22 protein-coding genes, 2 tRNA genes and 2 rRNA genes are annotated in these 26,830 nt (G+C 46.1%); 23 read left to right on the top strand and 3 right to left on the bottom strand.

What is annotated here, in order from left to right; translation table 11 throughout:
* Positions 1-91: 91 nt before the first annotated feature.
* The 10 genes from CBP12_RS11450 to CBP12_RS11495 all read left to right on the top strand — a co-directional run bounded on the left by CBP12_RS11450 (position 92) and on the right by CBP12_RS11495 (position 12,383).
* Positions 92-168 (top strand) — tRNA-Ile (locus CBP12_RS11450).
* Positions 169-314: 146 nt separating this feature from the next.
* Positions 315-390: transfer RNA gene (locus CBP12_RS11455), tRNA-Ala, on the top strand.
* Positions 391-797: 407 nt separating this feature from the next.
* A 23S ribosomal RNA gene (locus CBP12_RS11460) occupies positions 798-3,690 on the top strand.
* A 113-nt stretch (positions 3,691-3,803) separates the two neighbouring features.
* Positions 3,804-3,918 (top strand): 5S ribosomal RNA (rrf, locus tag CBP12_RS11465).
* 659 nt (positions 3,919-4,577) lie between these two features.
* Positions 4,578-6,677: a transcriptional regulator NosR gene (gene nosR, locus CBP12_RS11470; protein WP_198341807.1), complete on the top strand. Its 2,100-nt coding sequence runs from the start codon at positions 4,578-4,580 to the stop codon at positions 6,675-6,677.
* 34 nt (positions 6,678-6,711) lie between these two features.
* On the top strand, positions 6,712-8,631 hold the full coding sequence (gene nosZ / locus CBP12_RS11475) for a TAT-dependent nitrous-oxide reductase (RefSeq protein ID WP_086964556.1): 1,920 nt from the start codon (positions 6,712-6,714) through the stop codon (positions 8,629-8,631).
* Between the two features lie 102 nt (positions 8,632-8,733).
* On the top strand, positions 8,734-10,071 hold the full coding sequence (locus tag CBP12_RS11480; RefSeq protein ID WP_086964557.1) for a nitrous oxide reductase family maturation protein NosD: 1,338 nt from the start codon (positions 8,734-8,736) through the stop codon (positions 10,069-10,071).
* Positions 10,072-10,082: 11 nt separating this feature from the next.
* Positions 10,083-10,988 (top strand): ABC transporter ATP-binding protein, encoded by a 906-nt coding sequence (locus CBP12_RS11485; RefSeq protein ID WP_086964558.1) that lies wholly within the window; start codon positions 10,083-10,085, stop codon positions 10,986-10,988.
* Positions 10,988-11,818 carry an ABC transporter permease gene (locus tag CBP12_RS11490; protein WP_086964559.1) on the top strand — a complete coding sequence of 277 codons (831 nt, stop codon included), beginning with the start codon at positions 10,988-10,990 and terminating at the stop codon, positions 11,816-11,818. The genes CBP12_RS11485 and CBP12_RS11490 overlap by 1 nt, the downstream gene beginning before the upstream one ends.
* A 19-nt stretch (positions 11,819-11,837) precedes the next feature.
* Positions 11,838-12,383, top strand: coding sequence for a nitrous oxide reductase accessory protein NosL (locus tag CBP12_RS11495; protein ID WP_086964560.1), 546 nt, complete (start codon positions 11,838-11,840; stop codon positions 12,381-12,383).
* Positions 12,384-12,439: 56 nt separating this feature from the next.
* Here the strand turns inward: CBP12_RS11495 and CBP12_RS11500 are convergent, their stop codons facing one another.
* Positions 12,440-12,751: a c-type cytochrome gene (locus tag CBP12_RS11500; protein ID WP_086964561.1), complete on the bottom strand. Its 312-nt coding sequence runs from the start codon at positions 12,749-12,751 to the stop codon at positions 12,440-12,442.
* Between the two features lie 319 nt (positions 12,752-13,070).
* Here CBP12_RS11500 and CBP12_RS11505 point away from each other — a divergent pair, with 319 nt between their 5' ends.
* From CBP12_RS11505 to hemB, 10 genes are all read left to right on the top strand, one after another.
* Positions 13,071-13,271 (top strand): tautomerase family protein, encoded by a 201-nt coding sequence (locus tag CBP12_RS11505; protein WP_086964562.1) that lies wholly within the window; start codon positions 13,071-13,073, stop codon positions 13,269-13,271.
* A 244-nt stretch (positions 13,272-13,515) separates the two neighbouring features.
* The gene (gene crcB / locus CBP12_RS11510) at positions 13,516-13,902 is read left to right on the top strand and encodes a fluoride efflux transporter CrcB (protein ID WP_086964563.1); all 387 of its coding nucleotides are present in this window, start codon (positions 13,516-13,518) and stop codon (positions 13,900-13,902) included.
* A gap of 57 nt (positions 13,903-13,959) precedes the next feature.
* Positions 13,960-14,715, top strand: a complete 756-nt coding sequence (ubiE, locus tag CBP12_RS11515; protein ID WP_086964564.1) for a bifunctional demethylmenaquinone methyltransferase/2-methoxy-6-polyprenyl-1,4-benzoquinol methylase UbiE — start codon at positions 13,960-13,962, stop codon at positions 14,713-14,715.
* On the top strand, positions 14,715-15,335 hold the full coding sequence (locus tag CBP12_RS11520) for a ubiquinone biosynthesis accessory factor UbiJ (RefSeq protein WP_086964565.1): 621 nt from the start codon (positions 14,715-14,717) through the stop codon (positions 15,333-15,335). Before ubiE ends, CBP12_RS11520 begins: the two co-directional genes overlap by 1 nt.
* Complete coding sequence (gene ubiB / locus CBP12_RS11525; RefSeq protein ID WP_086964566.1) at positions 15,332-16,969, top strand: ubiquinone biosynthesis regulatory protein kinase UbiB; 1,638 nt, start codon at positions 15,332-15,334, stop codon at positions 16,967-16,969. Before CBP12_RS11520 ends, ubiB begins: the two co-directional genes overlap by 4 nt.
* Positions 16,970-17,041: 72 nt before the next feature.
* Entirely contained in the window at positions 17,042-17,308 is a 267-nt protein-coding gene (gene tatA / locus CBP12_RS11530) for a twin-arginine translocase TatA/TatE family subunit (protein ID WP_086964567.1), read from the top strand.
* Positions 17,309-17,310: 2 nt separating this feature from the next.
* On the top strand, positions 17,311-17,715 hold the full coding sequence (tatB, locus tag CBP12_RS11535; RefSeq protein ID WP_086964568.1) for a Sec-independent protein translocase protein TatB: 405 nt from the start codon (positions 17,311-17,313) through the stop codon (positions 17,713-17,715).
* Entirely contained in the window at positions 17,716-18,465 is a 750-nt protein-coding gene (tatC, locus tag CBP12_RS11540) for a twin-arginine translocase subunit TatC (protein WP_086964569.1), read from the top strand.
* A complete protein-coding gene (locus CBP12_RS11545; RefSeq protein WP_086964570.1) occupies positions 18,462-19,241 on the top strand; it encodes a TatD family hydrolase in 780 nt (259 codons plus the stop codon). Before tatC ends, CBP12_RS11545 begins: the two co-directional genes overlap by 4 nt.
* Positions 19,242-19,260: 19 nt before the next feature.
* Complete coding sequence (gene hemB, locus CBP12_RS11550; RefSeq protein WP_086964571.1) at positions 19,261-20,298, top strand: porphobilinogen synthase; 1,038 nt, start codon at positions 19,261-19,263, stop codon at positions 20,296-20,298.
* Positions 20,299-20,517: 219 nt separating this feature from the next.
* Here hemB and gppA read toward each other — a convergent pair whose 3' ends face one another.
* Together gppA and rhlB are read right to left on the bottom strand one after the other, a co-directional pair.
* Entirely contained in the window at positions 20,518-22,011 is a 1,494-nt protein-coding gene (gppA, locus tag CBP12_RS11555) for a guanosine-5'-triphosphate,3'-diphosphate diphosphatase (protein WP_086964572.1), read from the bottom strand.
* A 12-nt stretch (positions 22,012-22,023) separates the two neighbouring features.
* Positions 22,024-23,301 carry an ATP-dependent RNA helicase RhlB gene (gene rhlB, locus CBP12_RS11560; protein ID WP_086964573.1) on the bottom strand — a complete coding sequence of 426 codons (1,278 nt, stop codon included), beginning with the start codon at positions 23,299-23,301 and terminating at the stop codon, positions 22,024-22,026.
* Between the two features lie 122 nt (positions 23,302-23,423).
* Here rhlB and trxA point away from each other — a divergent pair, with 122 nt between their 5' ends.
* The 3 genes from trxA to ubiD all read left to right on the top strand — a co-directional run bounded on the left by trxA (position 23,424) and on the right by ubiD (position 26,808).
* Positions 23,424-23,750: a thioredoxin TrxA gene (trxA, locus tag CBP12_RS11565; protein WP_086964574.1), complete on the top strand. Its 327-nt coding sequence runs from the start codon at positions 23,424-23,426 to the stop codon at positions 23,748-23,750.
* Positions 23,751-23,947: 197 nt separating this feature from the next.
* Positions 23,948-25,213, top strand: a complete 1,266-nt coding sequence (rho, locus tag CBP12_RS11570) for a transcription termination factor Rho (protein WP_086964575.1) — start codon at positions 23,948-23,950, stop codon at positions 25,211-25,213.
* A gap of 113 nt (positions 25,214-25,326) precedes the next feature.
* A complete protein-coding gene (gene ubiD / locus CBP12_RS11575; protein WP_086964576.1) occupies positions 25,327-26,808 on the top strand; it encodes a 4-hydroxy-3-polyprenylbenzoate decarboxylase in 1,482 nt (493 codons plus the stop codon).
* Positions 26,809-26,830 lie beyond the last annotated feature (22 nt).

The raw sequence follows: 26,830 nt of genomic DNA on the forward strand, positions 1-26,830 counted from the left end.
GACTTAATCGCATGGGCTGAAGCAGCTGGTGCGATTTTTTGCCCTCAGGTCGACGCTTTATTGCGAAATCTGAGGGTAAAGAAACGATTTTGGGTCTGTAGCTCAGTTGGTTAGAGCGCACCCCTGATAAGGGTGAGGTCGGTGGTTCGAATCCACCCAGACCCACCAAATCAATCTCCTACGTTGTCATAAGACTCGTCGTTTAGCAGGCTAAACGTCCTCGTCTTATTCCTAGTATTAGAATGATTTGGTGTTTGGCTAAACATTGTGCATCTTGTGTAATGTAAAGCTAAGAAAAAAGCTAAGAACTAAATGGGGCTATAGCTCAGCTGGGAGAGCGCCTGCCTTGCACGCAGGAGGTCTGCGGTTCGATCCCGCATAGCTCCACCATTTAGCTTTAAGTAATAACGAACCGAAGTCAGATATCAAAGTAATAGGCTGTACACAGTTTACTCCTTTGATTTCTTATGAAGTCACGCTCTTTAACAATCTGGAAAGCTGATAGAAATAATTTGTAGTTCTTGATACGCAAGTGTCTTAGAAATTCTTGGCGAAATAAGTTGTAAGCATCAGTCACTGATGCGTTATGACCCCGCTTAAAGATTCCTCATTATTTTATGTCCATCTATTAAATGTTTTTCGAAGCGTTTGTTAGGTGAGGTGCAGCGACGCGAGTGCAAGGCGCGGTTTGAGTGAGCCTCCTGAGCATAGTTAATCTATGTGATGGAGCGAGCGAAAGCCGCAACGCAGAAATCGCTAAGCAGCACCCACATAAAAGAGGCTTCTTGGGGTTGTATGGTTAAGTGACTAAGCGTACACGGTGGATGCCTTGGCAGTCAGAGGCGATGAAGGACGTGCTAACCTGCGTTAAGTACGGATGAGCTGGTAAGAAGCGCTTGAGTCCGTAATATCCGAATGGGGAAACCCACTGCACTCAGTGCAGTATCGTAACGTGAATACATAGCGTTGCGAGGCGAACCGGGAGAACTGAAACATCTAAGTACCCCGAGGAAAAGAAATCAACCGAGATCCCCCTAGTAGCGGCGAGCGAACGGGGGCCAGCCCTTAAGCTGTGTGTGGTGTAGTGGAATGGTCCTGGAAAGACCAGCCGTAGTGGGTGATAGCCCCGTACACCAAATGCCACTTACAGTGAAATCGAGTAGGACGGGACACGTGATATCCTGTTTGAATATGGGGGGACCATCCTCCAAGGCTAAATACTCCTGACTGACCGATAGTGAACCAGTACCGTGAGGGAAAGGCGAAAAGAACCCCTGTGAGGGGAGTGAAATAGAACCTGAAACCGTGTACGTACAAGCAGTGGAAGCCCACTTGTTGGGTGACTGCGTACCTTTTGTATAATGGGTCAGCGACTTACTTTTAGTAGCAAGGTTAACCGTATAGGGGAGCCGTAGGGAAACCGAGTCTTAACTGGGCGAATAGTTGCTAGGAGTAGACCCGAAACCCGGTGATCTAGCCATGAGCAGGTTGAAGGTTGAGTAACATCAACTGGAGGACCGAACCCACTAATGTTGCAAAATTAGGGGATGACTTGTGGTTGGGGGTGAAAGGCCAATCAAACCGGGAGATAGCTGGTTCTCCCCGAAATCTATTTAGGTAGAGCCTCGGACGAATACTTGCGGGGGTAGAGCACTGTTTAGGCTAGGGGGTCATCCCGACTTACCAACCCTATGCAAACTCCGAATACCGCAAAGTACTATCCGGGAGACACACGGTGGGTGCTAACGTCCATCGTGAAGAGGGAAACAACCCAGACCGCCGGCTAAGGTCCCAAAGTCATAGTTAAGTGGGAAACGAAGTGGGAAGGCTCAGACAGCCAGGATGTTGGCTTAGAAGCAGCCATCATTTAAAGAAAGCGTAATAGCTCACTGGTCGAGTCGGCCTGCGCGGAAGATGTAACGGGGCTAAACTATGCACCGAAGCCGCGGATGCGCTCTTTATTGAGTGCGTGGTAGGGGAGCGTTCTGTAAGTCTGCGAAGGTGTGTTGTGAAGCATGCTGGAGATATCAGAAGTGCGAATGCTGACATGAGTAACGATAATGGGGGTGAAAAACCTCCACGCCAAAAGACCAAGGGTTCCTGTCCAACGTTAATCGGGGCAGGGTGAGTCGACCCCTAAGGCGAGGCTGAAAAGCGTAGTCGATGGGAAACGGGTTAATATTCCCGTACTGACGTGCATTGCGATGGGGGGACGGAGAAGGCTAAATGGGCCAGGCGTTGGTTGTCCTGGTGAAAGGGTGTAGGCAGGGTGTTTAGGTAAATCCGGACGCTCAATGCTGAGACCTGAGACGAAATCGCTACGGCGGTGAAGTCATTGATGCCCCGCTTCCAGGAAAAGCCTCTAAGCTTCAGATGCACGTGAATCGTACCCCAAACCGACACAGGTGGTCGGGTAGAGAATACTAAGGCGCTTGAGAGAACTCGGGTGAAGGAACTAGGCAAAATAGTACCGTAACTTCGGGAGAAGGTACGCTGAAACAGGTGAAATCCCTTGCGGATGGAGCGTGGGTCAGCCGCAGTGACCAGGTGGCTGGAACTGTTTATCAAAAACACAGCACTGTGCAAACTCGCAAGAGGACGTATACGGTGTGACACCTGCCCGGTGCTGGAAGGTTAAATGATGGGGTTAGCCTTCGGGTGACGCTCTTGATTGAAGCCCCAGTAAACGGCGGCCGTAACTATAACGGTCCTAAGGTAGCGAAATTCCTTGTCGGGTAAGTTCCGACCTGCACGAATGGTGTAATCATGGCCACGCTGTCTCCACCCGAGACTCAGTGAAATTGAATTTGCGGTGAAGATGCCGTATACCCGCGGCTAGACGGAAAGACCCCGTGAACCTTTACTATAGCTTGGCACTGAACATTGGCCCTACATGTGTAGGATAGGTGGGAGGCTGTGAAACCATGACGCCAGTCGTGGTGGAGCCATCCTTGAAATACCACCCTTGTATGTCTGATGTTCTAACGTTGGCCCCTTATCGGGGTTGCGGACAGTGCCTGGTGGGTAGTTTGACTGGGGCGGTCTCCTCCTAAAGAGTAACGGAGGAGCACGAAGGTTGGCTAAGTACGGTCGGACATCGTACGGTTAGTGCAATGGCATAAGCCAGCTTAACTGCGAGACGGACAGGTCGAGCAGATACGAAAGTAGGTCATAGTGATCCGGTGGTTCTGTATGGAAGGGCCATCGCTCAACGGATAAAAGGTACTCCGGGGATAACAGGCTGATACCGCCCAAGAGTTCATATCGACGGCGGTGTTTGGCACCTCGATGTCGGCTCATCACATCCTGGGGCTGAAGTCGGTCCCAAGGGTATGGCTGTTCGCCATTTAAAGTGGTACGCGAGCTGGGTTCAGAACGTCGTGAGACAGTTCGGTCCCTATCTGCCGTGGGCGTTGGATGATTGAGAGGAGCTGCTCCTAGTACGAGAGGACCGGAGTGGACGAACCCCTGGTGTTCGGGTTGTATCGCCAGATGCATTGCCCGGTAGCTACGTTCGGAATCGATAACCGCTGAAAGCATCTAAGCGGGAAGCGAGCCTCAAGATGAGTCATCCCAAGGGCTTTACGCCCTCTGAAGGGCCGTTGGAGACGACAACGTTGATAGGTTGGGTGTGTAAGCGCTGCGAGGCGTTGAGCTAACCAATACTAATGACCCGTGCGGCTTAACCATACAACACCCAAGAAGTGTGAGACCTTGCGCTCAAGAGCAACAAACAAATTATTCAGATTACCGACCTTAACCGTTCGTTAATCAAACATTCAGTTTTCTAGATACAATTTATGCCTGGCGGCCATAGCGCTGTGGAACCACCTGACTCCATGCCGAACTCAGTAGTGAAACGCAGCCGCGCCGATGATAGTGTGGCAGATGCCATGTGAAAGTAGGTCACTGCCAGGCAACCAATTCAAAAAGCCCTTCGCTGATGTGAAGGGCTTTTTTTATGCTTTCGAGACACTCATTTCACATGGCAAGGTGGATAAAGCGGAGCGTAGCGACCTCCCTATAGTGAAAGTAGGGCTTAGCACGCTCGGAAAAAGCAGCGCTTTTTCAGTGCTAAGCGACCCGAGCTCTGCGAGGGGATGGGCCACGCCAGGCGCCAAATTCAAAAAGCCCAACTCGAAAGAGTCGGGCTTTTTTTCGTCTGTCGAAATGTGGCGGCTCTGGCGTGGGGGAGAAGAGTGTAAACCAAAGCCTACTTCGCTTGAGCTAATAATTTTACTACCTCGCGAGTTTTCTACTCTTCTTGATCAGGTTCATTAATTTATTTTTACTTTATTTGCCCACTTCTTTGCTCATTTCCTTGTCGATTTACTTTAAAAAAAGTTAATTGATTTAATAACTTATCAAGTTTTTTATACTGAATAACTTGCTCAATAAAGAGAGCTGTAGCACACAATTAATAAATAAGCATTTAAAAAGCAGCTTTAGTGACTTACATCAAAGTATATGTTCTAGCGAATGCTAATATCCGCACAGATTTGAAGTGATAGGTAATGATCATGCTTAAGAACAGATGCTTTTTTTTATACCTCATGCTGATGAGCATGGTGTGCGTAATGACTCCGAGTATTAGCCATGCTGCTGCGCTAAGTACTCTAGAGCAAGAGCGTCTGTATAGCGTCCTTCCGAGTGTTGAGCAGGTATCAGAGCCTAGTGGTGAATTTGGAGTGCGAACCCTTCACCAAGACGGTGAAATCGTGGGTTATGCCTTTCAAACTAACGACGTGCTTACCATCCCTGCTTACTCCGGTCGTCCTATTAACTTTCAAGTTATTATGGATCCCCAAGCCAATATTTTAGATGCCTATGTGTTGCATCACGATGAGCCTATTCTGCTTATTGGTATTCCAGAGCATAAGCTACATAACTTTGTTAGCAAATACCAAGGCGTGAATGCGAATCAGCGGGTGGTAATCGGTCACTCTAAAGACGACAGCGCTATTACTATTGATGCAGTCAGTGGTGCCACTGTAACTGTGATGGTAGCTAATGAAACTGTGATGCGCGCTACCCATAAAGTGGCTATTGATTTGGGCTTAATTAGCGCAGATGTAGCAACCGCCGCCCCTCAGTCAACCATTAATACCGAAGTTGACCAAGTTAAGGATTGGGAAACGCTCATTAATGATGGCTCTGTTGCACATTTAAGTCTGACCCGCGGTCAAGTAGACGATGCCTTTGTGGGAACAGAAGGCGAAGGGGTTGATAATGCGCGCCCCGAGCAGCGAGATGAGCAGTTTATTGATCTCTATTTCTCTGATCTGACGGTGCCTACTATTGGCCGCAGTATCTTAGGCGACAAGCAATATGAGCGATTACAAGATGAATTAGTCGCAGGCGAGCACGCCATCTTAGTGGCCGGTAACGGTAGCTATTCCTTTAAAGGCTCAGGTTATGTGCGCGGTGGTATCTTTGACCGTGTTCAATTAAGACAATACGGCGACATTATTAGCTTTAGAGATTTAGACTTTACGCGCTTAAATGACGTCTACGCCGAAGGTATGCCAAGATTTTCTGAGATGGCGATCTTTATCGTACGCAGTAGCTACGAACTAGACCCAGGCCAAGATTGGAGCTTAGAGCTATTAGTGCGTAAGCAAATTGGCCCGGTGAGTAGTGTCTTTACTATCTTTGAAGGCCAATACCAAACACCCGAAGCTTACCTGAATCGCCCAGAAGCGGTGGCAAGTGAGCCGCTCTATGATGAGCGACCAATGTGGGTCACCATTTGGGAGCAAAAGACCTTTCAAATTACGGTATTAGTGATTGCACTGGCCTTGTTAGTGATCATTTTGTTTATCCAAGATTACTTAGTGCGCCGCCCACGTTTAATTCACTTTATTAGAAACTCATATCTCACCTTTACTGTTATTTTTATCGGTTGGTATGCACTTGGGCAACTGTCGATTGTAAACGTACTGACCTTTGTCCATTCGTTATTTGATGACTTTAACTGGGGCATCTTCTTAAACGACCCCATTATCTTCATCTTATGGACCTTTACTGCCGCCGCCACTCTGTTGTGGGGACGCGGTATATTCTGTGGTTGGCTGTGCCCCTTTGGTGCACTACAAGAATTAATTAATGAGATAGCCCGTAAGCTTAAAATTAAACAATATACAGTTCCTTTCGGAATACATGAGCGGCTGTGGGCCATTAAGTACATAGTGTTATTTGTACTGTTTGGTCTGTCTTTGCAGTCGCTTGCTACCGCCGAGAAGTTCGCCGAAGTTGAACCTTTCAAAACCACTTTTACTTTAGGCTTTGATAGGCAGTGGTGGTTTGTTTTATACGCGGTGATCTTACTGGTTATTAACATATTTACTCGTAAAGTTTACTGCCGATATATCTGTCCTCTGGGAGCTGCGTTAGCCATTCCTACTCGAGTGCGGTTATTTGATTGGCTTAAACGCCGTAAGGATTGCGGTTCTCCTTGCCAGCTATGCGCTAAAGAATGTGAGGTGCAAGCCATACATCCAGACGGCACCATTAATGCGAGTGAATGTCACCACTGCTTAGACTGCCAAGTGACTTACTATAACGACAATCGGTGCCCTCCTTTAGTCGCGACTAAAAAGCGTAAACAACGTAAACAAAAAGAAATTGATAATGCTTTGGTCATAGAAACAGTGCAGTTAGAAGATAAACCTCTTTGATTGTCAGGCGATTCGCCAATGGAGAAAGTGAACTATGAAAGATAAAAAGACAGGTGTAGAGCAAGAGCAAACTGGGTTGAATCGTCGTGGCTTCTTAAGTGCCGCTGCATTTACCGGCGCTGGGTTGGCTGCAGGAGCTGCCGCTTTAGGGTCTTCGTTTATGACTCCTGAAGCGTGGGCGAGTGCGGTTAAAGAATCTCAAAATCGCGCGGTAGTAGACCCAGGCGAGTTGGATGACTACTACGGTTTTTGGAGTGGTGGTCAATCCGGTGAAGTACGCGTATTTGGCGTGCCTTCTATGCGTGAGTTAATGCGAATTCCGGTATTTAATACTTGTTCTGCTACTGGTTGGGGCTTAACTAACGAGAGTAGAGCTATCTTAGGTGAAAGTGCTAAGTACTTAAACGGGGATACTCACCACCCTCACTTATCCATGACCGACGGTAAGTATGACGGTAAATATCTGTTTATTAACGATAAAGCCAACAGCCGAGTGGCGCGTATTCGTTTAGACGTGATGAAGACCGATAAAATTACTACCGTGCCTAACGTACAAGCGATTCACGGCTTGCGCTTGCAGAAAGTGCCACACACTAAATATGTATTCTGTAATGCGGAATTTATTATTCCCCATCCAAACGATGGCTCTAACCTAGATAATTTAGATAGCGCCGAAAAATACACCATGTTTAATGCCATTGATGCAGAAACCATGGAAGTAGCCTGGCAGGTTATCGTAGATGGTAACCTAGATAACGTGGATGCGGATTACACCGGTAAGTATGTGGCTGCAACTTGTTATAACTCTGAAGGTGCAACTGATCTCGCCGGTATGATGCGTAATGAACGCGACTGGGTGGTTATCTTTAACGTTGAACGTATTGAAGCAGCCATTAAAGCGAACAAGTTTATTAACTTAGCTGACTCTAAAGTCCCAGTCGTTGATGGCCGTAAGAAAGACGGTAAAAATAGCCCGCTAACTCGTTATGTTCCGGTGCCAAAAAACCCGCACGGTTTAAACACCTCGCCCGATGGTAAGTACTTCATTGCTAACGGTAAGCTGTCGCCCACTTGTAGTATTATTCAGTTAGATAAGCTAGATGACTTATTTGATGACAAGTTTAAAGACGAGCGTGAAGTCATTGTCGGTGAGCCCGAGTTAGGCTTAGGACCTTTGCATACCACCTTTGATGGTCGTGGTAATGCATACACCACACTCTTTATCGATAGCCAAGTAGTAAAGTGGAATATTGCTGATGCGATTCGTGCGTATGATGGCGAAGATGTTAACTATATTCGCCAAAAATTAGACGTACAATACCAGCCAGGTCATAACCACTCTTCACTGACTGAAACTTCGGAAGCTGATGGTAAGTGGTTAGTGGTCTTGAGTAAATTCTCAAAAGACCGCTTCTTACCGGTTGGCCCATTACACCCAGAGAACGATCAGTTGATCGATATCTCAGGTGATGAAATGAAACTGGTCCACGATGGTCCTACTTTCGCTGAACCCCATGACTGTATTATGGCTCGCCGTGATCAGATCAATACCCTGAAAGTGTGGAAGCGCGATGATCCTTTCTTTGCTGGCACCGTTGAGCGCGCAAAGAACGATGGCATCGTTCTAGAAAGAGATAACAAAGTTATTCGCGAAGGTAATAAGGTTCGCGTGTATATGACGTCTGCTGCACCTAGCTTTGGTATGACCGAGTTTAAGGTCAATCAAGGTGATGAAGTGACAGTGACCATTACTAACATCGATATGATTGAAGACTTGTCTCATGGTTTCTGTATGGTTAACCACGGGGTAAGTATGGAAATTAGTCCGCAACAGACTTCTTCTATTACTTTCACCGCTGACAAGCCAGGTGTGCATTGGTATTACTGTACTTGGTTCTGTCATGCGCTACACATGGAGATGGTCGGTCGTATGTTTGTTACGCCTAAGAAATAATTAATGATAGTGCGGGTGCAAATTATTGCACCCGCTTTTAACTTTGAAGTTTATATCTGATAATGTGTACCAGTGCCGATTTCACTAAAGAGTAATAATAAAATGAAATTAGAAAAATACAGTTTGCTTTTATTATTACTATTAACTCCTTATGCCCACAGTATTTCTGCCCCCGATGCATTAAAAGATCTGCATTTACACGCTATTCAAGCGCCACCGGATGCGGACACCAGCCTCACTTCTGTGGTTGAGCTGCCCTTAGAGCTCATTTCTGATAATAAATGGCGGCTGCCTAAAGGCGAATATCAAGGTAACTATGTAATTGATGTCCCGATCCATTTAGCATGTGATGACGGTGCTATTTTTAATGGTAATAACCACAAAAATACGCTCAATATTCGTGCGCCCCATGTGACGATAGAAAATTGCCAGTTAACTAACTGGGGGCAAAACTTAACGAATATGGATGCAGGCATCTTTGTTGAACGTACCGGTGAATTTAGCAATATTTTGAATAATCGTCTCTCAGGACCTGGTTTTGGTATTTGGGTGGATGCGACGCCTAATGTGACCATAGATAAAAATATTATTGAAGGCGATGAAAGTATAAGAACGCAAGATAGAGGCAACGGTATTCATTTATTTGCCGTTAACTTCGCTAACATTATAAATAATGAGGTTTATCATGTAAGAGACGGTATATATATCGAAGCGGCTAACGATAATATTATTGACGGTAATTACTTACATGATATGCGCTATGGCGTTCATTATATGTTTTCCCACCGTAATGAAGTAACCAATAACCTTACCCGTCGTACTCGCACCGGCCTTACTCTAATGCAGAGTCGCCAACTCACGGTGCATAACAACCGTTCAGAGTTTGATCAAAACTACGGCATTTTAATGAATTACATTACTTACTCTACTATTAACGACAATTTCGTTTCTAATGTACAGGCGGGGGTCGGTGATGGCATTCATATTAAAGGCGGTGAAGGTAAAGGTATTTTTATTTATAACTCGCTCTTTAATGAAATCTCTCACAATTATTTTGAAGATAATGCGCTGGGCGTGCACTTAACTGCTGGCTCTGAAGATAATAAAATATATCATAATTCTTTTGTTAATAATAAAACCCAAGTTAAGTATGTCTCTTTAAGAAAGCAGGAATGGTCTGAAGAGGGGAAAGGCAACTTTTGGAGTGACTACTTAGGATGGGATAGAAATAATGATGGTATAGGGGATGTGATTTATGAGCCTAACGATAATGTTGATAAATTACTTTGGTTATACCCTCAAGTTAAATTTTTAATGAACAGCCCGAGCATAGAATTATTACGCTATGTTCAAAAAGTGTTCCCAGTTATTAAGTATCCAGGAGTCCAAGATAGTTTCCCATTAATGCGTCCTATTAAAAATGCTGACTCCTATCGTTAAGGAACCAAATTATGGCTGTTGTAGAGCTAACAAACGTAAGTAAATATTATGACCAGTTGGAAGTGCTTAAGGACATCAGCTGGAGTCTTGAGCAAGGACAAACCTTAGGCTTATTTGGCCATAATGGCGCGGGCAAAACGACCACTGTTAGACTAATCTTAGGTTTAACAGGCACCTCCAGTGGGCAAATCTCTGTATTAGGCAAACAGGGGGGTGGCATTGATGCCCATAGAGAGATTGGGTTTTTACCTGAAAACGTGATGTTTTATCCGCAGCTAACAGGGCGAGAAATCTTAACCTATTTTGCTCGTCTTAAAGGCGCGAGTATAGGTCAAGTTAATGACTTACTTGAACAAGTGGGGCTGGCAAGTGCCGCTAAACATCGCATTAAAACTTACTCTAAGGGGATGCGCCAACGCCTAGGCTTAGCACAAGCTTTATTAGGAGAACCTAAGCTATTAATTTTAGATGAGCCCACGGTAGGGCTAGATCCTATCGCCACCCAGGAGTTATATGAGTTGATGGGTAAGATGCAAAAACAGGGGACGAGTATTATTATTTGCTCCCATGTATTGCCAGGGGTGGAACCTTTTATTAACCAAGCCGTTATTTTAGCCAGAGGCCAGTTAGAGGCCAGTGGTAAGTTATCAGAATTGCGCCAACAGGCCGACTTACCAGTAAAAATTATTGCCACCGGCCTAAGCCTGCCTATTAACCATTACAGCATAATGGCACACAAAGAGTTAGCTCATCAATGCCATGAATTTAGTGTGCAAGACAGTAATAAATTAGCGTTGCTAGAGCAGATTATTAAAGGTTCGCCGCAAGATGTAGAAATTAAATCTCCATCTTTAGCTGACTTGTATTGTTATTATATGCAGCGCGCCGGGGCGCTGGGTGCGGCGGGAGTACAATAATGGATAGCATCTTACATATTGCTAAAAAAGAATTAAATGATGGCTTAAGAAACCGCTGGTTATTATTTATTACAATTTTGTTTGCCTTAATGGCTATCGGTATTTCTTGGTTTGGGGCGGCGGCTTCAGGCCATGTTGGCTTTACTAACTTACCGGCGACCATTGCCAGCTTAGCCAGCCTAGCTACTTTTATCGTGCCGTTAATTGCCTTACTTTTAGCCTATGATGCCATTATTGGTGAAGAAGAAAACGGCACCCTTATCTTATTGCTCGCCTACCCTATTAGTAAAAGCGATATTATATTAGGTAAGTTTATTGGTCATGGCGTTATCTTATCTTTAGCCACGCTAGTGGGCTTTGGTAGTGCTGCCATCGCTATTGCCATGCTAGTCACAGAAGTAGATACGGCTTTTTTACTGCTGTCTTTCACTAAGTTTATTTTATCTTCATTGTTACTGGGGTTAGTATTTTTAGCTTTTGCTTATGTATTAAGTTGCTATGCCAAAGAAAAGTCTACCGCCATCGGTTTGGCATTAGGGCTGTGGTTTTTATTTGTATTGGTCTTTGATTTAGTACTGCTGGCACTATTAGTAATGAGTGAGGGGGCATTTAACCCTGATGCACTACCTTGGCTACTACTCCTAAATCCTACCGATGTTTATCGACTCATTAACTTAATGGGTCTAGATATGACGGGTAATGGGGTGGGCGTGATGAGCTTAGCTGCAGACTTACCCGTTAGCGCCGGTGTGTTGTGGGCCGTATTAGGATTATGGGTTGCCTTAGCCTTGTTATTAGCTAAGACACTTTTCATGCGTAAAGATTTTTAGTCTTGTAAAAGGGTTAATAATGCGTACATTTTTAAGATTAATTGCCGTGGCGTTGTTTTCACTGTGGCTTGCTGGCTGCGATCAAGACCCGACACAGCGCACCAGTGCCGAGCCTATTGCTTTTCATAGTGATGATGAGTGCCATGTGTGCGGCATGATTATTACTAATTGGCCAGGCCCTAAAGGAGAGATATTAGCGGGTACCGATGAAGTGTATAAGTTTTGCTCTACGGTAGATATGTTGTCTTGGTGGTTGCAGCCGGAAAATAATAACCGCGCCGCTGATATCTATGTGCACGATATGACAAGTACGCCTTGGGATAGCCCAGAAGATGAGCACTTAATTAATGCAACTGAAGCTTGGTATGTGATGGGCTCTAGCCAAATGGGGATGGGACCCACATTAGCCAGCTTTAGCAGCCAAGAGGCGGCTAATGATTTTAGCGAACAATATAATGGCGAAGTACTTGCTTGGGCTGATTTAGATCTTGAGGTATTACAAAAAGTCATGCACTCGGGCCATAGCTTTTCTTTAGATGCTGAGCCTGAACACGCGCATCATTAATAATAAAAAAGCCCGCTATTTAGCGGGCTTAATAATTAACGAAGTAATAAATTAACTTATAAAGTAACAATCCACTGCGCTAGGCTGGTGGCTTCTTCTTCTGTTACTGCATTCGGACCCATTGGCATAGCCGAGCCCCATCTTCCTTGGCTGCCATTTTTAATATGGTCTGCAAGCGTCTCTACAGCATTTTCATCATCTGCATATCTCTCTGCTACTGCAGATAAAGCAGGGCCTACTAATTGGCTATCTACGGTGTGGCAACCGACACAAGAGTTACTTTTAAAAATGGCTTCTCCCTCGTTGGCTAGGCTGCCAAATGATACAGCTAAAGATAAAACAGCAATTGGCAATAGTACTTTTTTCATAATGGCTCCTTCGAGGAATGGTGATTTCGCTAATGTGGTATATGAAATACACCATATAAACATGTCATAAAATTAGCATGTTGGCGCCAAGCGAAGTTGCGCTGGATCAATAAAATCGCACTTTATGACTGACTCGAACAAGAAGTTTTCTATTTTCTCTACTATGGCGCAAAACTGGGCATTGGCTTTTTTAGGCAAGGATCAGTTAGCATAAATGCGATTTTTAGTTGGTCTTAAAAAAGTTGTGTAGACAGCGCTTTTTTAGACTTAGATTTTAGAGGCTTGCCGTTACTAGGTAGGCGCTTAACAGGAGAACATAATGCCTATTTTAAATATCGCTCTTATTGAAGGCCGCTCTAATGAGCAAAAAGAAGCCTTGATCAAAGAAGTCACCGAGGCTTGTGTAAAAGCACTGGATGTAGCACCCGAAACGGTACGTATCTTATTGCAAGATATTGCAACGCAAGATTTTGGTGTGGCGGGCGAGTCTGTAAAGGCTAAGCGTGAGCGCCTAGCGTAATTTCTTACTATAGCAGGGGCCGCCCTGCTATATTTTTATTTAATAACCGCGCTCAACTGAGTTATTTTCTTTCTCTAGTTAGCCATTCCCTGCCTGGTTTTATTACTTTCGCTTTCCCTCTTCTGTATTTATTTCATTATGTTTTTGAAACGATTGCCTTTTAAAATAACGACTAAATGGTGGCGGTAGGTTTTTAATGAGGCAAAGCGTAAACTGCTGTTATGTTCAAAGAGCGGGCTTACACATGCATAATTTGTTAATGATTGCGGTGGGTGGTGCGCTTGGTGCGCTATTACGGTTTGGTATTACGGAATTCATGGCGCGAACGGTAGGAAGATCTTTTCCCTATGGTACGCTCACCGTTAACCTACTGGGCTCGCTGCTTATGGGCTGTATCTTTGTACTAGTACAGCAGCAAGTATTAAGCCATCACGGCTGGCGACCTTTTATTATGGTGGGCTTATTAGGCGCGCTCACTACCTTTTCTTCTTTCTCGCTAGATAGTTTGCTGTTACTTGAGCAAGGAGCATGGCTGAAAGCGATGTTGAATGTGTCGCTCAATGTGGTTTGTTGTATTATGTTGACCTACATTGGCATGCAATTAACGACGAGTCTCATCGCTTCCCGTTAGTCTAGGCCACGCATTTGCAGTACACTCATATACTTTGATTTTATAGGTGCCTTCAGCATGTCAGAACAAGAAAAATCGACGACCCACTTCGGTTATAAGACGGTAGAAGCCAACGAAAAAGAGCAAATGGTGGCCAGCGTTTTTCATTCAGTGGCGGCCAAATACGACATTATGAATGATCTAATGTCGTTTGGTATTCATCGATTATGGAAGCGCTTTACCATAGATTGTTCTGGCGTGCGCAAAGGACAAAAAGTATTGGACTTGGCCGGTGGCACGGGCGATCTTACCGCCAAATTTTCCCGTATTGTGGGTGAAACAGGCCAAGTCGTATTAGCGGACATCAATGACTCAATGCTAAAAGTGGGGCGCGATAAGCTACGTAACCGCGGTCTTGGCAACAATATTAGTTATGTACAAGCGAATGCCGAAGCGCTGCCTTTTCCTGATAATCACTTTGACTTAATTACCATTGCTTTTGGTTTGCGCAATGTCACCGACAAAGATAAAGCGCTGGCTTCCATGCAAAGAGTACTAAAGCCAGGCGGGCGGTTACTGGTGCTAGAGTTTTCTAAGCCACAGCATGAAGTGATGAATAAATTATATGATTTTTATTCATTTAATATTTTGCCTAAAGTGGGGCGGATAGTGGCGAAAGACGGTGACAGTTATCAGTATTTAGCGGAGTCTATTCGCATGCATCCCTGCCAAGATACGCTTAAACAGATGATGGAGCTGGCGGGGTTAGAGAAGGTTGAATACTTTAATCTCACCGATGGCATAGTCGCACTGCATCGTGGGTTTAAATTCTAATGCGCGCCTTGTTATTCCCCTTGGTCAATGGCTCGCTTGAAACCGCTTTCAACCGGTTTCTGCTCCATGAGCCTCAGGCTCTTAATAAAGCCCCTTCATTAGCGGGAAAAACCTTGCAGCTCACTATTACTGGGCTGAGCAGCTTTTACCTAGTATTTAGTGAGCAAAAACTGCAAGTGTTGCACACCTTTGAGGGCAAGGTAGATAGTCATTTAAGCTTATCGCTTAATGCGCTTGGCTTATTAAAAGACAAAAGCTTGTTGATGCAATATATCCGTGATGGCCGCATCGACTTACAAGGCGATCCTAGTCTTTGGCAAGATTTTTCCACTTTGTTGAAAACGCCTGACTTTGATATTGAAGAGTGGCTGGTTCCTTATATGGGCGATGGTCTGGCTCATTTAGTGGTACGCCACGCCACAGAGCTTGCTCAAGGGCTGCAACAGCGCACACAAGCACTGCGTGGCCACGTGGGGGATTATGTGCGTGAAGAAGCGCGCTTAGCCGTAGGCCCTCTTGAGCTGGCCGATTTTAGTGATCAAGTGCAGGAGTTACATCAGCAAAGCTTAAGGCTCGCTAATCGATTAGCGAAGTTAACGGATAAGATTAGGCATTCATGAAAAAGCTCCGCGAACTAATACGACTTTATCAAATAGGTAAAACGCTGCTTGAGTACGGGCTCGATGAACTGATCCCCGCTCGTTTACAAATTTGGCCAGCACGCATGGCCAGAAGCAGCCTGTTTTGGTTAAAAAACCGCCATCCTGACTTGTCTCGCGCTCACCGGATCCGCCTCGCATTTGAACAGCTAGGGCCGGTGTTTATTAAGTTTGGACAAATGCTGTCCACGCGGCGGGATTTATTACCGCCCGACATTGCTCAAGAGCTGGCCTTATTACAAGACCGAGTACCGCCTTTTCCCGGACAATTAGCTCAGCTGCAAATTGAGGCTAGCTTAGGCGCGCCTATTAATGAATTATTTGATGACTTTGCGATAACACCCCTAGCTTCAGCGTCTATTGCCCAAGTGCATACCGCGCGTTTAAAAACTGGGCAAGAAATTGTTATTAAGGTTATACGACCCGATATTGAAAAAACCATAGACGCCGATGTCAGCTTGATGCAAACCTTGGCGCGGTTAGTGGCGCGCTTTGCTCCTGCGCGCACCCAGCGCTTACGTCCAGAAGCTGTGGTAGAAGAGTATCGTAAAACACTATTTGATGAGCTTAACTTATTGCGCGAAGCGGCCAATGCCATTCAGCTGCGCCGTAATTTTGAAGGCTCGGGCACTCTCTATGTGCCAGAAATTTATTCTGATTATTGTCGAGAAAATGTGCTGGTGATGGAGCGCATTTATGGTATTCCGGTGTCTGATATTGCCGCTTTAAAAGCGAATGGCACTAACATGAAGCTGCTTGCCGAGCGCGGCGTCGAAGTCTTTTTTACTCAAGTGTTTCGCGATAGCTTCTTTCATGCCGATATGCATCCGGGCAATATTTTTGTTTCCTATCAACACCCCCAAGACCCACAGTGGATAGGCATAGACTGCGGTATTGTGGGCACGCTAAATAAAGATGATAAACGCTATCTAGCGGATAACTTTTTAGCTTTTTTTAATCGCGATTATCGTAAAGTGGCTGAATTGCATGTGGAGTCAGGCTGGGTACCTGCCGATACCAAAATTGAAGAATTTGAGTCGGCGATTCGTACCGTACTAGAGCCGATTTTTGAAAAGCCGCTGTCTGAGATCTCCTTTGGCCATGTGTTGCTTAATCTTTTTAATACCGCGCGCCGCTTTAATATGGCCGTACAACCGCAACTGGTCTTATTACAAAAAACGCTCTTATATGTAGAAGGCGTTGGTCGCCAGCTGTATCCTCAATTGGACTTATGGAAGACAGCCAAGCCCTTTTTAGAAGAGTGGATGCAACAACAAGTCGGCTATAAAGCGGTGATTAATGCGATGAAAGAAAAAGCACCGTTTTGGGCAGAAAAATTACCCGAGCTGCCTGAATTAGTGTATGACGCCCTTCGCCAAGCGAAAGCGCAGCACCAACAAGTACAAGGTTTGTATTACCAGTTTGCTCGCCACGATAAAGAACAAGGTAAAGGGCGATTTTTGCTGGCCATGGGTGCTACGCTGTTACTGGCGGGAACCTTATTGCTCGCCATGGATAAAAATCAGTGGGCGTTCAGCGCGTTAGTGTTAGCGCTAGTAAGTTGGTGGTTGGGATGGCGCAAAATCTCCCGCTAATGTGATCTGGCATAAAGGTATTATCTTTAAGCTCGGTTATGATAGGTTTTTATTTTTGATAGGAAGAAGGTTATGGCCGGTATTAGCATATGGCAGTTACTGATTGTAGTGTTAATTGTGGTGCTGCTGTTTGGAACTAAGAAACTGCGTGGCTTGGGCACTGACTTGGGCTCAGCGGTAAAGGGCTTTAAAAAGGCCATCAGTGATGATGAGCAAGATATTGCCAAAGATAAGCAAGATGCAGACTTTGAGCGTGAAGCGTTGTTTGATAAAAAAGAACAAACAGATCGTTTTACGGCCAAAGACCAAGAAAAAACCAAAGATAATGATCGAGTATAAGCATGTTTGATATTGGCTTCTGGGAGCTGGTGGTTATCGCCATCGTCGGTCTGTTAGTGCTAGGTCCTGAACGATTACCTGTGGCTATCAGAACCGTATCACGTTTGTTTAAAACCGTGCGCGACACGGCTAATTCAGTAAAAGCTGAGCTTAGCCAAGAATTGCGCATGGAAGAGTTACATCGAGATTTAAAAAAAGCAGAGCGACTCGATATTAAGCACTTAAGCCCAGAGCTAAAAGAGTCGATTGATCAACTTAAAGAGGCCGCCGACTCGGTTACGCGGCCTTATGCAAAAAAGAGTGCTAGCGAGCCTAAATCTACTGCTGTACTCGAGTCACCCGCTGAAACTAAGCCGAACGTTGAACCGAGTGCAGCGCCTTCGTCGACTTCGCAGGATAACTCGTAAATGAATCAAGTCCATCAGCCTTTATTTAGCCATCTTGTGGAACTAAGAGGCCGATTTTTGCGAGCATTTGGCGCTATTTTACTGGTGTTTCTGGCGTTGGTGTATTTTGCTAATGACATTTACACTATTTTAGCTGAGCCACTACTTCGCCAATTGCCTGCGGGCAGCTCCATGATCGCCACCGGCGTCGCTACCCCGTTTTTAACACCCATGAAGCTGACACTTATCGTGTCTTTTTTCATCGCTATTCCCTATGTTTTATATCAGGTATGGGCCTTTGTGGCGCCGGGCTTGTATAAACATGAAAAGCGCTTAATTGCGCCGTTAGTGTTTTCCAGTGCCTTGCTGTTTTATGCCGGTGCCGCCTTTGCTTACTTTGTGGTTTTCCCACTCGCGTTTGGCTTTTTTACTAAAATGGCACCCCAAGGCGTCACCATCGCTACCGACATTGCCAGTTATTTAGACTTTATATTAGGACTGTTTATTGCCTTTGGCGTGGCCTTTGAAATCCCCATTGCCACTATTGTTATTTGTTGGACGGGCATGATGACGCCCAAAGAATTATCCTCAAAACGCCCCTATGTCATCGTGATAGTGTTTGTGGTGGGTATGTTATTGACGCCGCCGGATGTTATTTCTCAAACCTTATTAGCCATTCCCATGTGGATGCTATTTGAGGTGGGCGTATTTTTTGCCCGTTTTTATGTACGCCCCGAAGACGATGAACAAGAGCAGGACTCTATTTCATGATCGACATTGGCGTTAATTTAACGGATCGCCAGTTTACTAATGACCGAGCAGCAGTCATTGCTCGTGCCCAACAAGCAGGTGTCTCGGCGCTGATCTTAACCGGCACCAATGTGGCTGCCAGTGAGCAAGCGGCAGATTGTGCCGCTGATTATCCCAAATTCTGTTACAGCACCGCGGGCATTCATCCTCATGATGCGAAAAGTGCGGATGAACAGAGTATGAACGCACTACGCGCACTCGCCCTGCGCCCAGAAGTGGTGGCTATTGGTGAGTGTGGGCTAGACTTTAACCGTGATTTTTCACCGCGCCCGCAACAAGAAGCCGTATTTGAAGCGCAGCTGGCCTTAGCGGCTGAGCTACAATTACCCGTTTTTATGCACTGTCGGGATGCACATTCGCGTTTTATGGCGATTCTTCGCCCTTGGCGCGATAAGCTGCCTGGGGCCGTGTTGCATTGCTTTACCGGTAGCGAAGCTAAGCTGAAAGACTGCTTAGAGTTAGACTTGCATATCGGCATCACTGGTTGGATTTGCGATGAGCGCCGTGGCCAAGAGTTACAAGGGCTGGTGTCCTTGATCCCTGCCAAGCGGTTAATGATAGAAACCGATAGTCCGTATTTATTGCCTCGCGATATTAATATCAAACCAAAACCTAAGCGCAATGAGCCCGCCTTTTTAGGGCATATTGCCCAGCGCATTGCTACCTGTCGGGGTGAAACACCCGAGCAGCTGATTGCCGAGACCTTGGCAACCAGTCGTGCCTTTTTCCGTATTTAGTTATTAGCTAGGAGCTGTCATGACTCAACAAATATTTGGGGGCTTTCACAGCCGTCGTTTACGTCGTACCCGTTTCCAAGACTTTAGCCGACGTTTAGTGCGTGAGCATACTCTTACCGTTGATGATTTAATTTATCCGGTGTTTGTATTGCCAGGGATTGGGCGTCGTGAAGCTGTGGACTCTATGCCTGGCATTGAGCGCTTATCGATTGATTTACTTGTTAAAGAAGCCGGCGAGTTAGTTGAGCTTGGCTTGCCCTTAATTGCATTATTTCCCGTGGTGAATGCGGAGCAAAAAACCTTGATGGCTGAAGAAGCTTATAATGATGCCGGATTAGCTCAAGAAGCGGTGCGTGCGCTAAAAGCCGCTTACCCTGAGCTGGGAGTGATGACAGACGTAGCGCTGGATCCATTTACGGTGCACGGTCAAGACGGCATCTTAGATGATACCGGCTATGTGGTTAATGATGTTACTACCGAGGTGTTAGTTAAGCAGGCGCTCAGTCATGCTAAAGCGGGCGCCGATATCGTGGCGCCATCCGATATGATGGATGGGCGTATTGGGGCGATTCGAAAAGCGCTGGAAGCGGGTGGTTTTATTAACACTCAAATTATGGCTTATTCGGCAAAGTATGCATCTAACTACTATGGCCCCTTTCGCGATGCTGTCGGCTCAGCGGCTAATTTAAAAGGCGCGAATAAGTCGACCTACCAGATGGATCCGGCCAATAGCGATGAAGCGCTACAAGAGGTGGCGTTTGATATTGAAGAGGGTGCCGATAGCGTCATGGTTAAACCCGGTATGCCGTATTTAGATGTAGTGCGGCGCGTAAAAGAGCAGTTTGGGGTGCCGACTTTTGCTTATCAAGTGAGTGGCGAATATGCCATGCATATGGCAGCGATCCAAAATGGCTGGTTAAAAGAGCGCGAAACGGTACTGGAGTCATTAATGTGCTTTAAGCGCGCTGGGGCCGATGGCATTTTAACCTACTTTGCCAAGCGCGTGGCGACGTGGCTAAAAGAAGAACAGTTGGCCAAGTACAGCGATAAGAAGTAATAATCAGCCGTTATCCGCAATAAAGAAGGCGCCGCAAGGCGCCTTTTTTCAATATAAAGCCGTTTTTTCCACAAAGTACACGAAAAGCCACGAAAGTAGAGAAAAGCGAAAACAGATATTTTTTGCAAGCTCTATCCAATAGAACCGTCTTGTTCCCTAGTGTTCTTTCGTGTATTCCGTGGCGAGAAAATCTTTAGTCTCTACTACTTATCCTACACCTTACTCTTCACCCTGTTTTATAACCAAGGGCCAACCTAACTCGGTTTGGCGTTGTGCTTCTTGCTGGAGTTCGCTGGCGCGAAGATGGTGAGTTTGGCTCCAGTTTGGCGGCAGGGTAAGTGTGAGTTCAATGCCTTGAGCACTAACGTGAAAGTCAGGCACAGTGCCTTTAGTGCGGCGCAGACAGAGGATAATGCTAATGCGCAGCAGGCGGGTCAGCAAAATCGCCTGTTCATAGCTAGTCGCACTTTGCTGCTCTAGCGCCGCCAGTTGGAAGTCATCTCTTTGGTTAAGGAGCAGTGCGGCTAATAATTGTTTTTGGGCAACGGTAAAGCCGGGCAAGTCGATATGGCTGAGAATATAAGCCCCATGCTCAGGCGCACGCTTATATTCAATACATAAGCCCAACTCATACATCATGGCAGCCCAGCCCAATATATCATCACTTGCATCTTCTAGGGGCTGGCGCTCATTTACTTGCTTAAATGCTAGTAGAGCCGTGTTACGGACTCGTTCTCCTTGAGTGCGATCCAATTGATAGCGATCCATTAAACTATCAAGACTGCGCACTCTGGCATCGCGATCTTGATGCTGGCCTAACATGCCATACATTAACCCTTCTCGTAGCGCCCCCCCAGCTAACACCATGTCGTCGATGGCTAACATATCAAATAGCGCAATGAGGATAGCCAATCCTGAAGGGAATACACTTACCCGTTCGGCTTTAAGACCAGGTAAGTGCAGCTGAGCGAGGGTTTTACAGTCAATAGCGGCATTTTTAAGGGCTTGGAGTTTTGGCAAAGTAATACGTTCATCTTCGCCAAGATTAATCATTATTTCTTGAATGGCTTGAATCGTACCTGATGCGCCAATGCAACCTTGCCACCCTAATTTGAGATAAGCACTGGCGTTTGGCACTAACACTTGGCGCGCTGCAGCGATGGCTTGCTCAAAGTTAGTCTCAGACAAATTACCATCATTAAAATAGCGCTTAAGCCAAGTGACACAACCCATATCTAGGCTATTTAATAATAACGCCGAGGTTCCTTCACCAATCACTAGCTCGGTACTGGCGCCACCTATATCAATCGCGAGGCGTCGTCCGGTTCCTGATGAGGTCCATGCCACTCCCTCATAAATAAGAGCAGCTTCTTCTTCACCGGAAATAATGCGAATAGGGTGGCCTAGTATGGCGTGTGCTTGGTCTAAAAATACTTGGATATTGCTTGCCAGGCGTAATGTCGCCGTACCCACAATACGAATATTTTCTGCAGGCACATCTTGTAGTTGTTCGGCAAATAACTGTAAGCAGTCCCAACCACGCTCCATCGCGGCGTGATCGAGACTGCCATCCTCTTGCAACCCTGCCGCCAAGCGAACCTTACGCTTAATTTTAGCAAGGGTACGACTGGCTCCTGCTACTTCATTTACCACTAGCATATGAAAACTGTTAGAGCCTAAGTCGATGGCAGCATACAGGGCGCTATTTTTCACTATAAGCCTCCGTTAACCAGGACGCCGACGTGGAGCACTGGGGCGGCGTTGACCGTTATTGGGTTTGCGATTGGATGTCGCTCTATGATGATGAATGCGCAGTGGCGGTGTCACATCATCTAACAAAGAGTCTTTATCATAATTACTGACCTGGATTGCGTGCTCAATGTATTCCTCAATGGCTGGCAGATTAAAGACATACTCTTCACAGGCAAAGCTGATAGAGCAGCCGCTCGCACCGGCACGACCGGTACGGCCAATGCGATGCACATAATCTTCGGCATCATCGGGTAGGTCGTAATTAAAGACATGAGAAACTTCAGGAATATGTAAACCCCGCGCCGCCACATCGGTGGCTACTAAAATATCTAAGTCACCTTTAGTAAACTCTTCTAAAATCGCTGAGCGCTTGCGCTGGGGCACATCGCCGGTTAACAGTCCGACTCTATGACCATCGGCAGCTAACCAAGCATGCACTTTTTCACAGCTATATTTAGTATTAGCAAAAACGATGGCTTTATCAGGCCATTCGTTTTCAATTAAGGTTAACAATAACAACAATTTGTCTTCTTGAGCGGGATAAAACAGCTCTTCTTTAATGGCGACGCCTGTTTTACGAGCCGGCTCTATGGTCACTTCTTCAGGGCTATTCATATGCTCATAAGCCAGCTCTTGTACTCGCAACGACAGCGTGGCTGAAAATAACATATTGAGCCGTTGCTGAGGGGGCGGCATGCGTCTGAATAAAAAGCGAATGTCTTTGATAAAGCCTAAATCAAACATGCGATCCGCTTCATCAAGTACCACTGCTTGGATAGCGCCCATATCGATGACTTGTTTTTTTAAGAAGTCGATAATGCGCCCAGTAGTACCAATTAAAATATCGACCCCAGCGTTTAATACAGCAGTTTGCTCTTCGTAGCCTTCCCCGCCATAGGCCAAGCCTAGCTTTAAGCCAGTACTGGCGCTTAAGGTGTCAGCATCATTATAAATTTGTACTGCCAGCTCGCGCGTGGGCGCCATGATAATGGCTCTGGGCTGGTTAACTTGGCGCGCCTGCGTCGCTGGGTGCGTGAGTAGGTAGTTAAAAGTCGCCGCGAGAAAGGCAATAGTTTTACCGGTTCCGGTTTGTGCTTGGCCGGCTAAATCTTTGCCTTGAATTAAATAGGGTAATGACAGCGCCTGAATTGGCGTGCATTGATAAAATCCTTTTGCATCCAAACCGGTCACAACTTGTGGTTGTAGACCCAGCTGGGCAAATTTTACGTCAGTTAAGTGTGTTTTGCTCATAACGTTCACAATATCAGGTTAGGCTTGCAATAATAAACAGGATCGTTTGGAATAGACCAACTAAATTCTATATTGGCTCTACATTACCTGTTGAGCAGTAACAAAACTAACTGGAGTTGGAGATGAGTGACAAAATTGTGCAGCTGACCGATGCCAGCTTCGAAGCGGACGTGCTAAAAGCGAGTGGTCCCGTATTAGTTGATTTTTGGGCTGAATGGTGTGGTCCTTGTAAGATGATTGCGCCAATCTTAGAAGAAGTAGCGGGCGAGTACGTAGGCAAGGTAACGGTGGGTAAGCTGAATATCGACCAAAATGCCGACACGCCACCTAAATTTGGTATTCGTGGTATTCCTACTTTACTGCTATTTAAAAACGGTGAAGTGGCCGCGACTAAAGTGGGCGCTTTGTCTAAGTCGCAGTTAAAAGAATTCTTAGACGCGAATCTGTAGTCGTCATAAATTAAACAAGGGATGCGCAAAGCATCCCTTGTTGTTTTTATAGACGGCCTGTCTTTTTAATGCTAACTTGTTAATCGTTTGCTAACCTACATTTGTGCCACGTTAAATCGGCCCTGCATTTTTAAGTCTCACCTCAGCAGACTTTTTTCTACTATTTCACATATCCTGGTTGATAGAAACCCACCACTATGAATCTGACTGAACTCAAGAATACCCCCGTCCCTGAGCTAGTAAAGCTTGGTGAGACCATGGGCTTGGAAAACCTCGCCCGTTTACGTAAACAAGATATTATCTTCGCTATTCTGAAGGCGCATGCCAAAGGCGGCGCGGATATCTTTGGCGATGGCGTACTGGAAATATTGCAAGATGGCTTTGGCTTCTTACGCAGTGCCGACTCTTCTTATTTGGCCGGACCCGACGATATCTACGTCTCGCCCAGTCAGATTCGCCGTTTCAACTTGCGTACCGGTGATACCATAGCCGGCAAAATTCGCCCACCTAAAGACGGTGAGCGTTATTTTGCACTGCTAAAAATCAATGAAGTTAACTACGACCGTCCTGAAAACGCGCGTAATAAAATTTTATTTGAGAACTTAACGCCACTGCATGCTAACGAGCGCATGAGAATGGAGCGCGGTAATGGCTCAACCGAAGATATTACCGCTCGAGTTCTAGACTTGGCTTCACCGATTGGTAAAGGCCAGCGTGGCTTAATTGTCGCGCCACCTAAAGCCGGTAAAACCATGTTGCTGCAAAATATTGCGCAGAGCATTACCTACAATCATCCTGAGTGTGTACTTATTGTATTACTCATTGATGAGCGCCCCGAAGAAGTGACCGAGATGCAGCGCATGGTAAAAGGAGAAGTGATTGCTTCTACTTTTGACGAGCCTGCACAGCGCCACGTACAAGTGGCGGATATGGTGATCGAAAAAGCCAAGCGCTTAGTTGAGCACAAAAAAGACGTGGTGATCTTGCTCGACTCTATTACCCGTTTGGCGCGCGCTTATAACACCGTCATCCCCTCATCCGGTAAGGTGTTAACTGGGGGTGTTGATGCTAACGCACTGCATCGTCCTAAGCGCTTCTTTGGTGCAGCGCGTAATGTAGAAGAGGGCGGCAGTCTCACTATTATTGCTACTGCACTGGTTGAAACTGGCTCTAAGATGGATGATGTTATCTACGAAGAGTTTAAAGGCACCGGTAACATGGAGCTGCATCTGTCGCGTAAGATTGCCGAAAAGCGGGTGTATCCTGCTATCGACATTACTCGCTCAGGTACGCGCCGCGAAGAACTACTGACCACCCCAGATGAGCTGCAAAAAATGTGGATCTTGCGCAAAATTGTGCATCCTATGGGTGAAAGTGACGCGGTTGAGTTCTTAATCGATAAGTTGGCCATGACCAAAACTAACGATGAATTTTTTGATGCCATGAAACGTCAGCAAAAATAAGTATTTTATGTTCTTAAAAACCGCGGCCTGTCCGCGGTTTTTTATTGCTCAATACAAGGCAAAGCGAACAGGCTATAATCGGAAGTCTTTGTCGATGCACTTGGAATAAACCTATGAAATATAAGGACTTGCGCGACTTTATTACGCAACTCGAAGCTCAGGGCGAACTCAAGCGTATCCAGCATGAAATCGATCCCTATCTGGAAATGACGGAAATTTGTGACCGTACGCTAAAAGCGGGCGGCCCGGCGCTATTATTTGAAAACCCAAAAGGCTTTACGATGCCGGTGTTAGGCAACTTGTTTGGCACGCCTAAACGAGTGGCCATGGGCATGGGGCAAACCGATGTGAGCGCACTGCGAGAAGTGGGCCGCTGGTTATCTTATTTAAAAGAGCCAGAGCCGCCTAAAGGCTTAAGAGAGCTGATGGATAAGCTGCCTATTTTTAAGCAAGTGCTGAATATGCCCACGAAGCGGCTTAAGAAAGCGCCTTGCCAAGAAGTGATCCTGGAAGGCGATCAGGTGGATCTTACCCAGTTACCTATCCAGCACTGTTGGCCAGGAGATGCGGCACCCCTAGTGACATGGGGGCTAACTATTACTCGTGGTCCTTATAAAAAGCGGCAAAATTTGGGCATTTATCGCCAACAATTGTTAAGCAAAAATAAGCTGATTATGCGTTGGCTTAGCCACAGAGGCGGCGCGCTGGACTTTAAAGAATGGCAAGAAGCTAATCCCGGCCAACCTTATCCGGTGGCGGTGGCCTTAGGTGCGGATCCTGCGACTATTCTAGGCGCTGTCACCCCTGTACCCGATACTTTGTCGGAATATGCTTTTGCGGGCTTGTTACGCGGTAGTCGTACTGAAGTCGTTAAGTGTATTGGTAGTGATTTGGAAGTGCCGGCCAGTGCCGAAATTGTGCTTGAGGGTTATCTTTATCCGGGCGAGATGGCGCCAGAAGGCCCTTATGGTGATCACACCGGTTATTACAACGAAGTGGATGAGTTTCCGGTATTTACTGTCGAGCGTATTACCCGTCGCCAAGACGCCATTTACCATTCTACTTATACTGGACGCCCGCCCGATGAGCCGGCGATTTTGGGCGTGGCGCTCAATGAGGTGTTTGTCCCGATTTTACAAAAACAGTTTCCCGAAATCGTCGACTTTTATTTACCGCCCGAAGGCTGCTCCTATCGCATGGCAGTCGTCACCATTAAAAAGCGCTATCCGGGTCATGCCAAAAGTGTCATGCTCGGTGTATGGTCGTATTTACGCCAATTTATGTACACTAAGTTTGTTATCGTCTGTGATGATGATATTAATGCCAGAGATTGGAACGATGTGATTTGGGCCATCACTACCCGCATGGATCCCGCGCGCGATACCACCTTGATTGAACACACTCCTATCGATTATTTAGACTTTGCTTCTCCTGTCTCAGGCCTAGGCTCTAAGATGGGCATGGACGCCACCAATAAATGGCCAGGTGAAACCGACAGAGAGTGGGGGGTGCCAATTATTATGCCTGACAGCGTAAAAGAAAAAGTAGACGGCTTATGGGATCAACTGGGGATTTTCGATTCCAACATCAAATAAAATGTTAACAGAGAGAATTCAA

This window comes from Oceanisphaera avium, from assembly GCF_002157875.1.
In the GTDB taxonomy this organism is placed as follows: Bacteria; Pseudomonadota; Gammaproteobacteria; order Enterobacterales; family Aeromonadaceae; genus Oceanimonas; species Oceanimonas avium.

Coding starts and splice junctions, on each gene's coding strand:
- nosR (WP_198341807.1), top strand. CDS start 4,578: ATGACTCCGAGTATTAGCCATGCTGCTGCGCTAAGTACTCTAGAGCAA.
- nosZ (WP_086964556.1), top strand. CDS start 6,712: ATGAAAGATAAAAAGACAGGTGTAGAGCAAGAGCAAACTGGGTTGAAT.
- CBP12_RS11480 (WP_086964557.1), top strand. CDS start 8,734: ATGAAATTAGAAAAATACAGTTTGCTTTTATTATTACTATTAACTCCT.
- CBP12_RS11485 (WP_086964558.1), top strand. CDS start 10,083: ATGGCTGTTGTAGAGCTAACAAACGTAAGTAAATATTATGACCAGTTG.
- CBP12_RS11490 (WP_086964559.1), top strand. CDS start 10,988: ATGGATAGCATCTTACATATTGCTAAAAAAGAATTAAATGATGGCTTA.
- CBP12_RS11495 (WP_086964560.1), top strand. CDS start 11,838: ATGCGTACATTTTTAAGATTAATTGCCGTGGCGTTGTTTTCACTGTGG.
- CBP12_RS11500 (WP_086964561.1), bottom strand. CDS start 12,751: ATGAAAAAAGTACTATTGCCAATTGCTGTTTTATCTTTAGCTGTATCA.
- CBP12_RS11505 (WP_086964562.1), top strand. CDS start 13,071: ATGCCTATTTTAAATATCGCTCTTATTGAAGGCCGCTCTAATGAGCAA.
- crcB (WP_086964563.1), top strand. CDS start 13,516: ATGCATAATTTGTTAATGATTGCGGTGGGTGGTGCGCTTGGTGCGCTA.
- ubiE (WP_086964564.1), top strand. CDS start 13,960: ATGTCAGAACAAGAAAAATCGACGACCCACTTCGGTTATAAGACGGTA.
- CBP12_RS11520 (WP_086964565.1), top strand. CDS start 14,715: ATGCGCGCCTTGTTATTCCCCTTGGTCAATGGCTCGCTTGAAACCGCT.
- ubiB (WP_086964566.1), top strand. CDS start 15,332: ATGAAAAAGCTCCGCGAACTAATACGACTTTATCAAATAGGTAAAACG.
- tatA (WP_086964567.1), top strand. CDS start 17,042: ATGGCCGGTATTAGCATATGGCAGTTACTGATTGTAGTGTTAATTGTG.
- tatB (WP_086964568.1), top strand. CDS start 17,311: ATGTTTGATATTGGCTTCTGGGAGCTGGTGGTTATCGCCATCGTCGGT.
- tatC (WP_086964569.1), top strand. CDS start 17,716: ATGAATCAAGTCCATCAGCCTTTATTTAGCCATCTTGTGGAACTAAGA.
- CBP12_RS11545 (WP_086964570.1), top strand. CDS start 18,462: ATGATCGACATTGGCGTTAATTTAACGGATCGCCAGTTTACTAATGAC.
- hemB (WP_086964571.1), top strand. CDS start 19,261: ATGACTCAACAAATATTTGGGGGCTTTCACAGCCGTCGTTTACGTCGT.
- rhlB (WP_086964573.1), bottom strand. CDS start 23,301: ATGAGCAAAACACACTTAACTGACGTAAAATTTGCCCAGCTGGGTCTA.
- trxA (WP_086964574.1), top strand. CDS start 23,424: ATGAGTGACAAAATTGTGCAGCTGACCGATGCCAGCTTCGAAGCGGAC.
- rho (WP_086964575.1), top strand. CDS start 23,948: ATGAATCTGACTGAACTCAAGAATACCCCCGTCCCTGAGCTAGTAAAG.
- ubiD (WP_086964576.1), top strand. CDS start 25,327: ATGAAATATAAGGACTTGCGCGACTTTATTACGCAACTCGAAGCTCAG.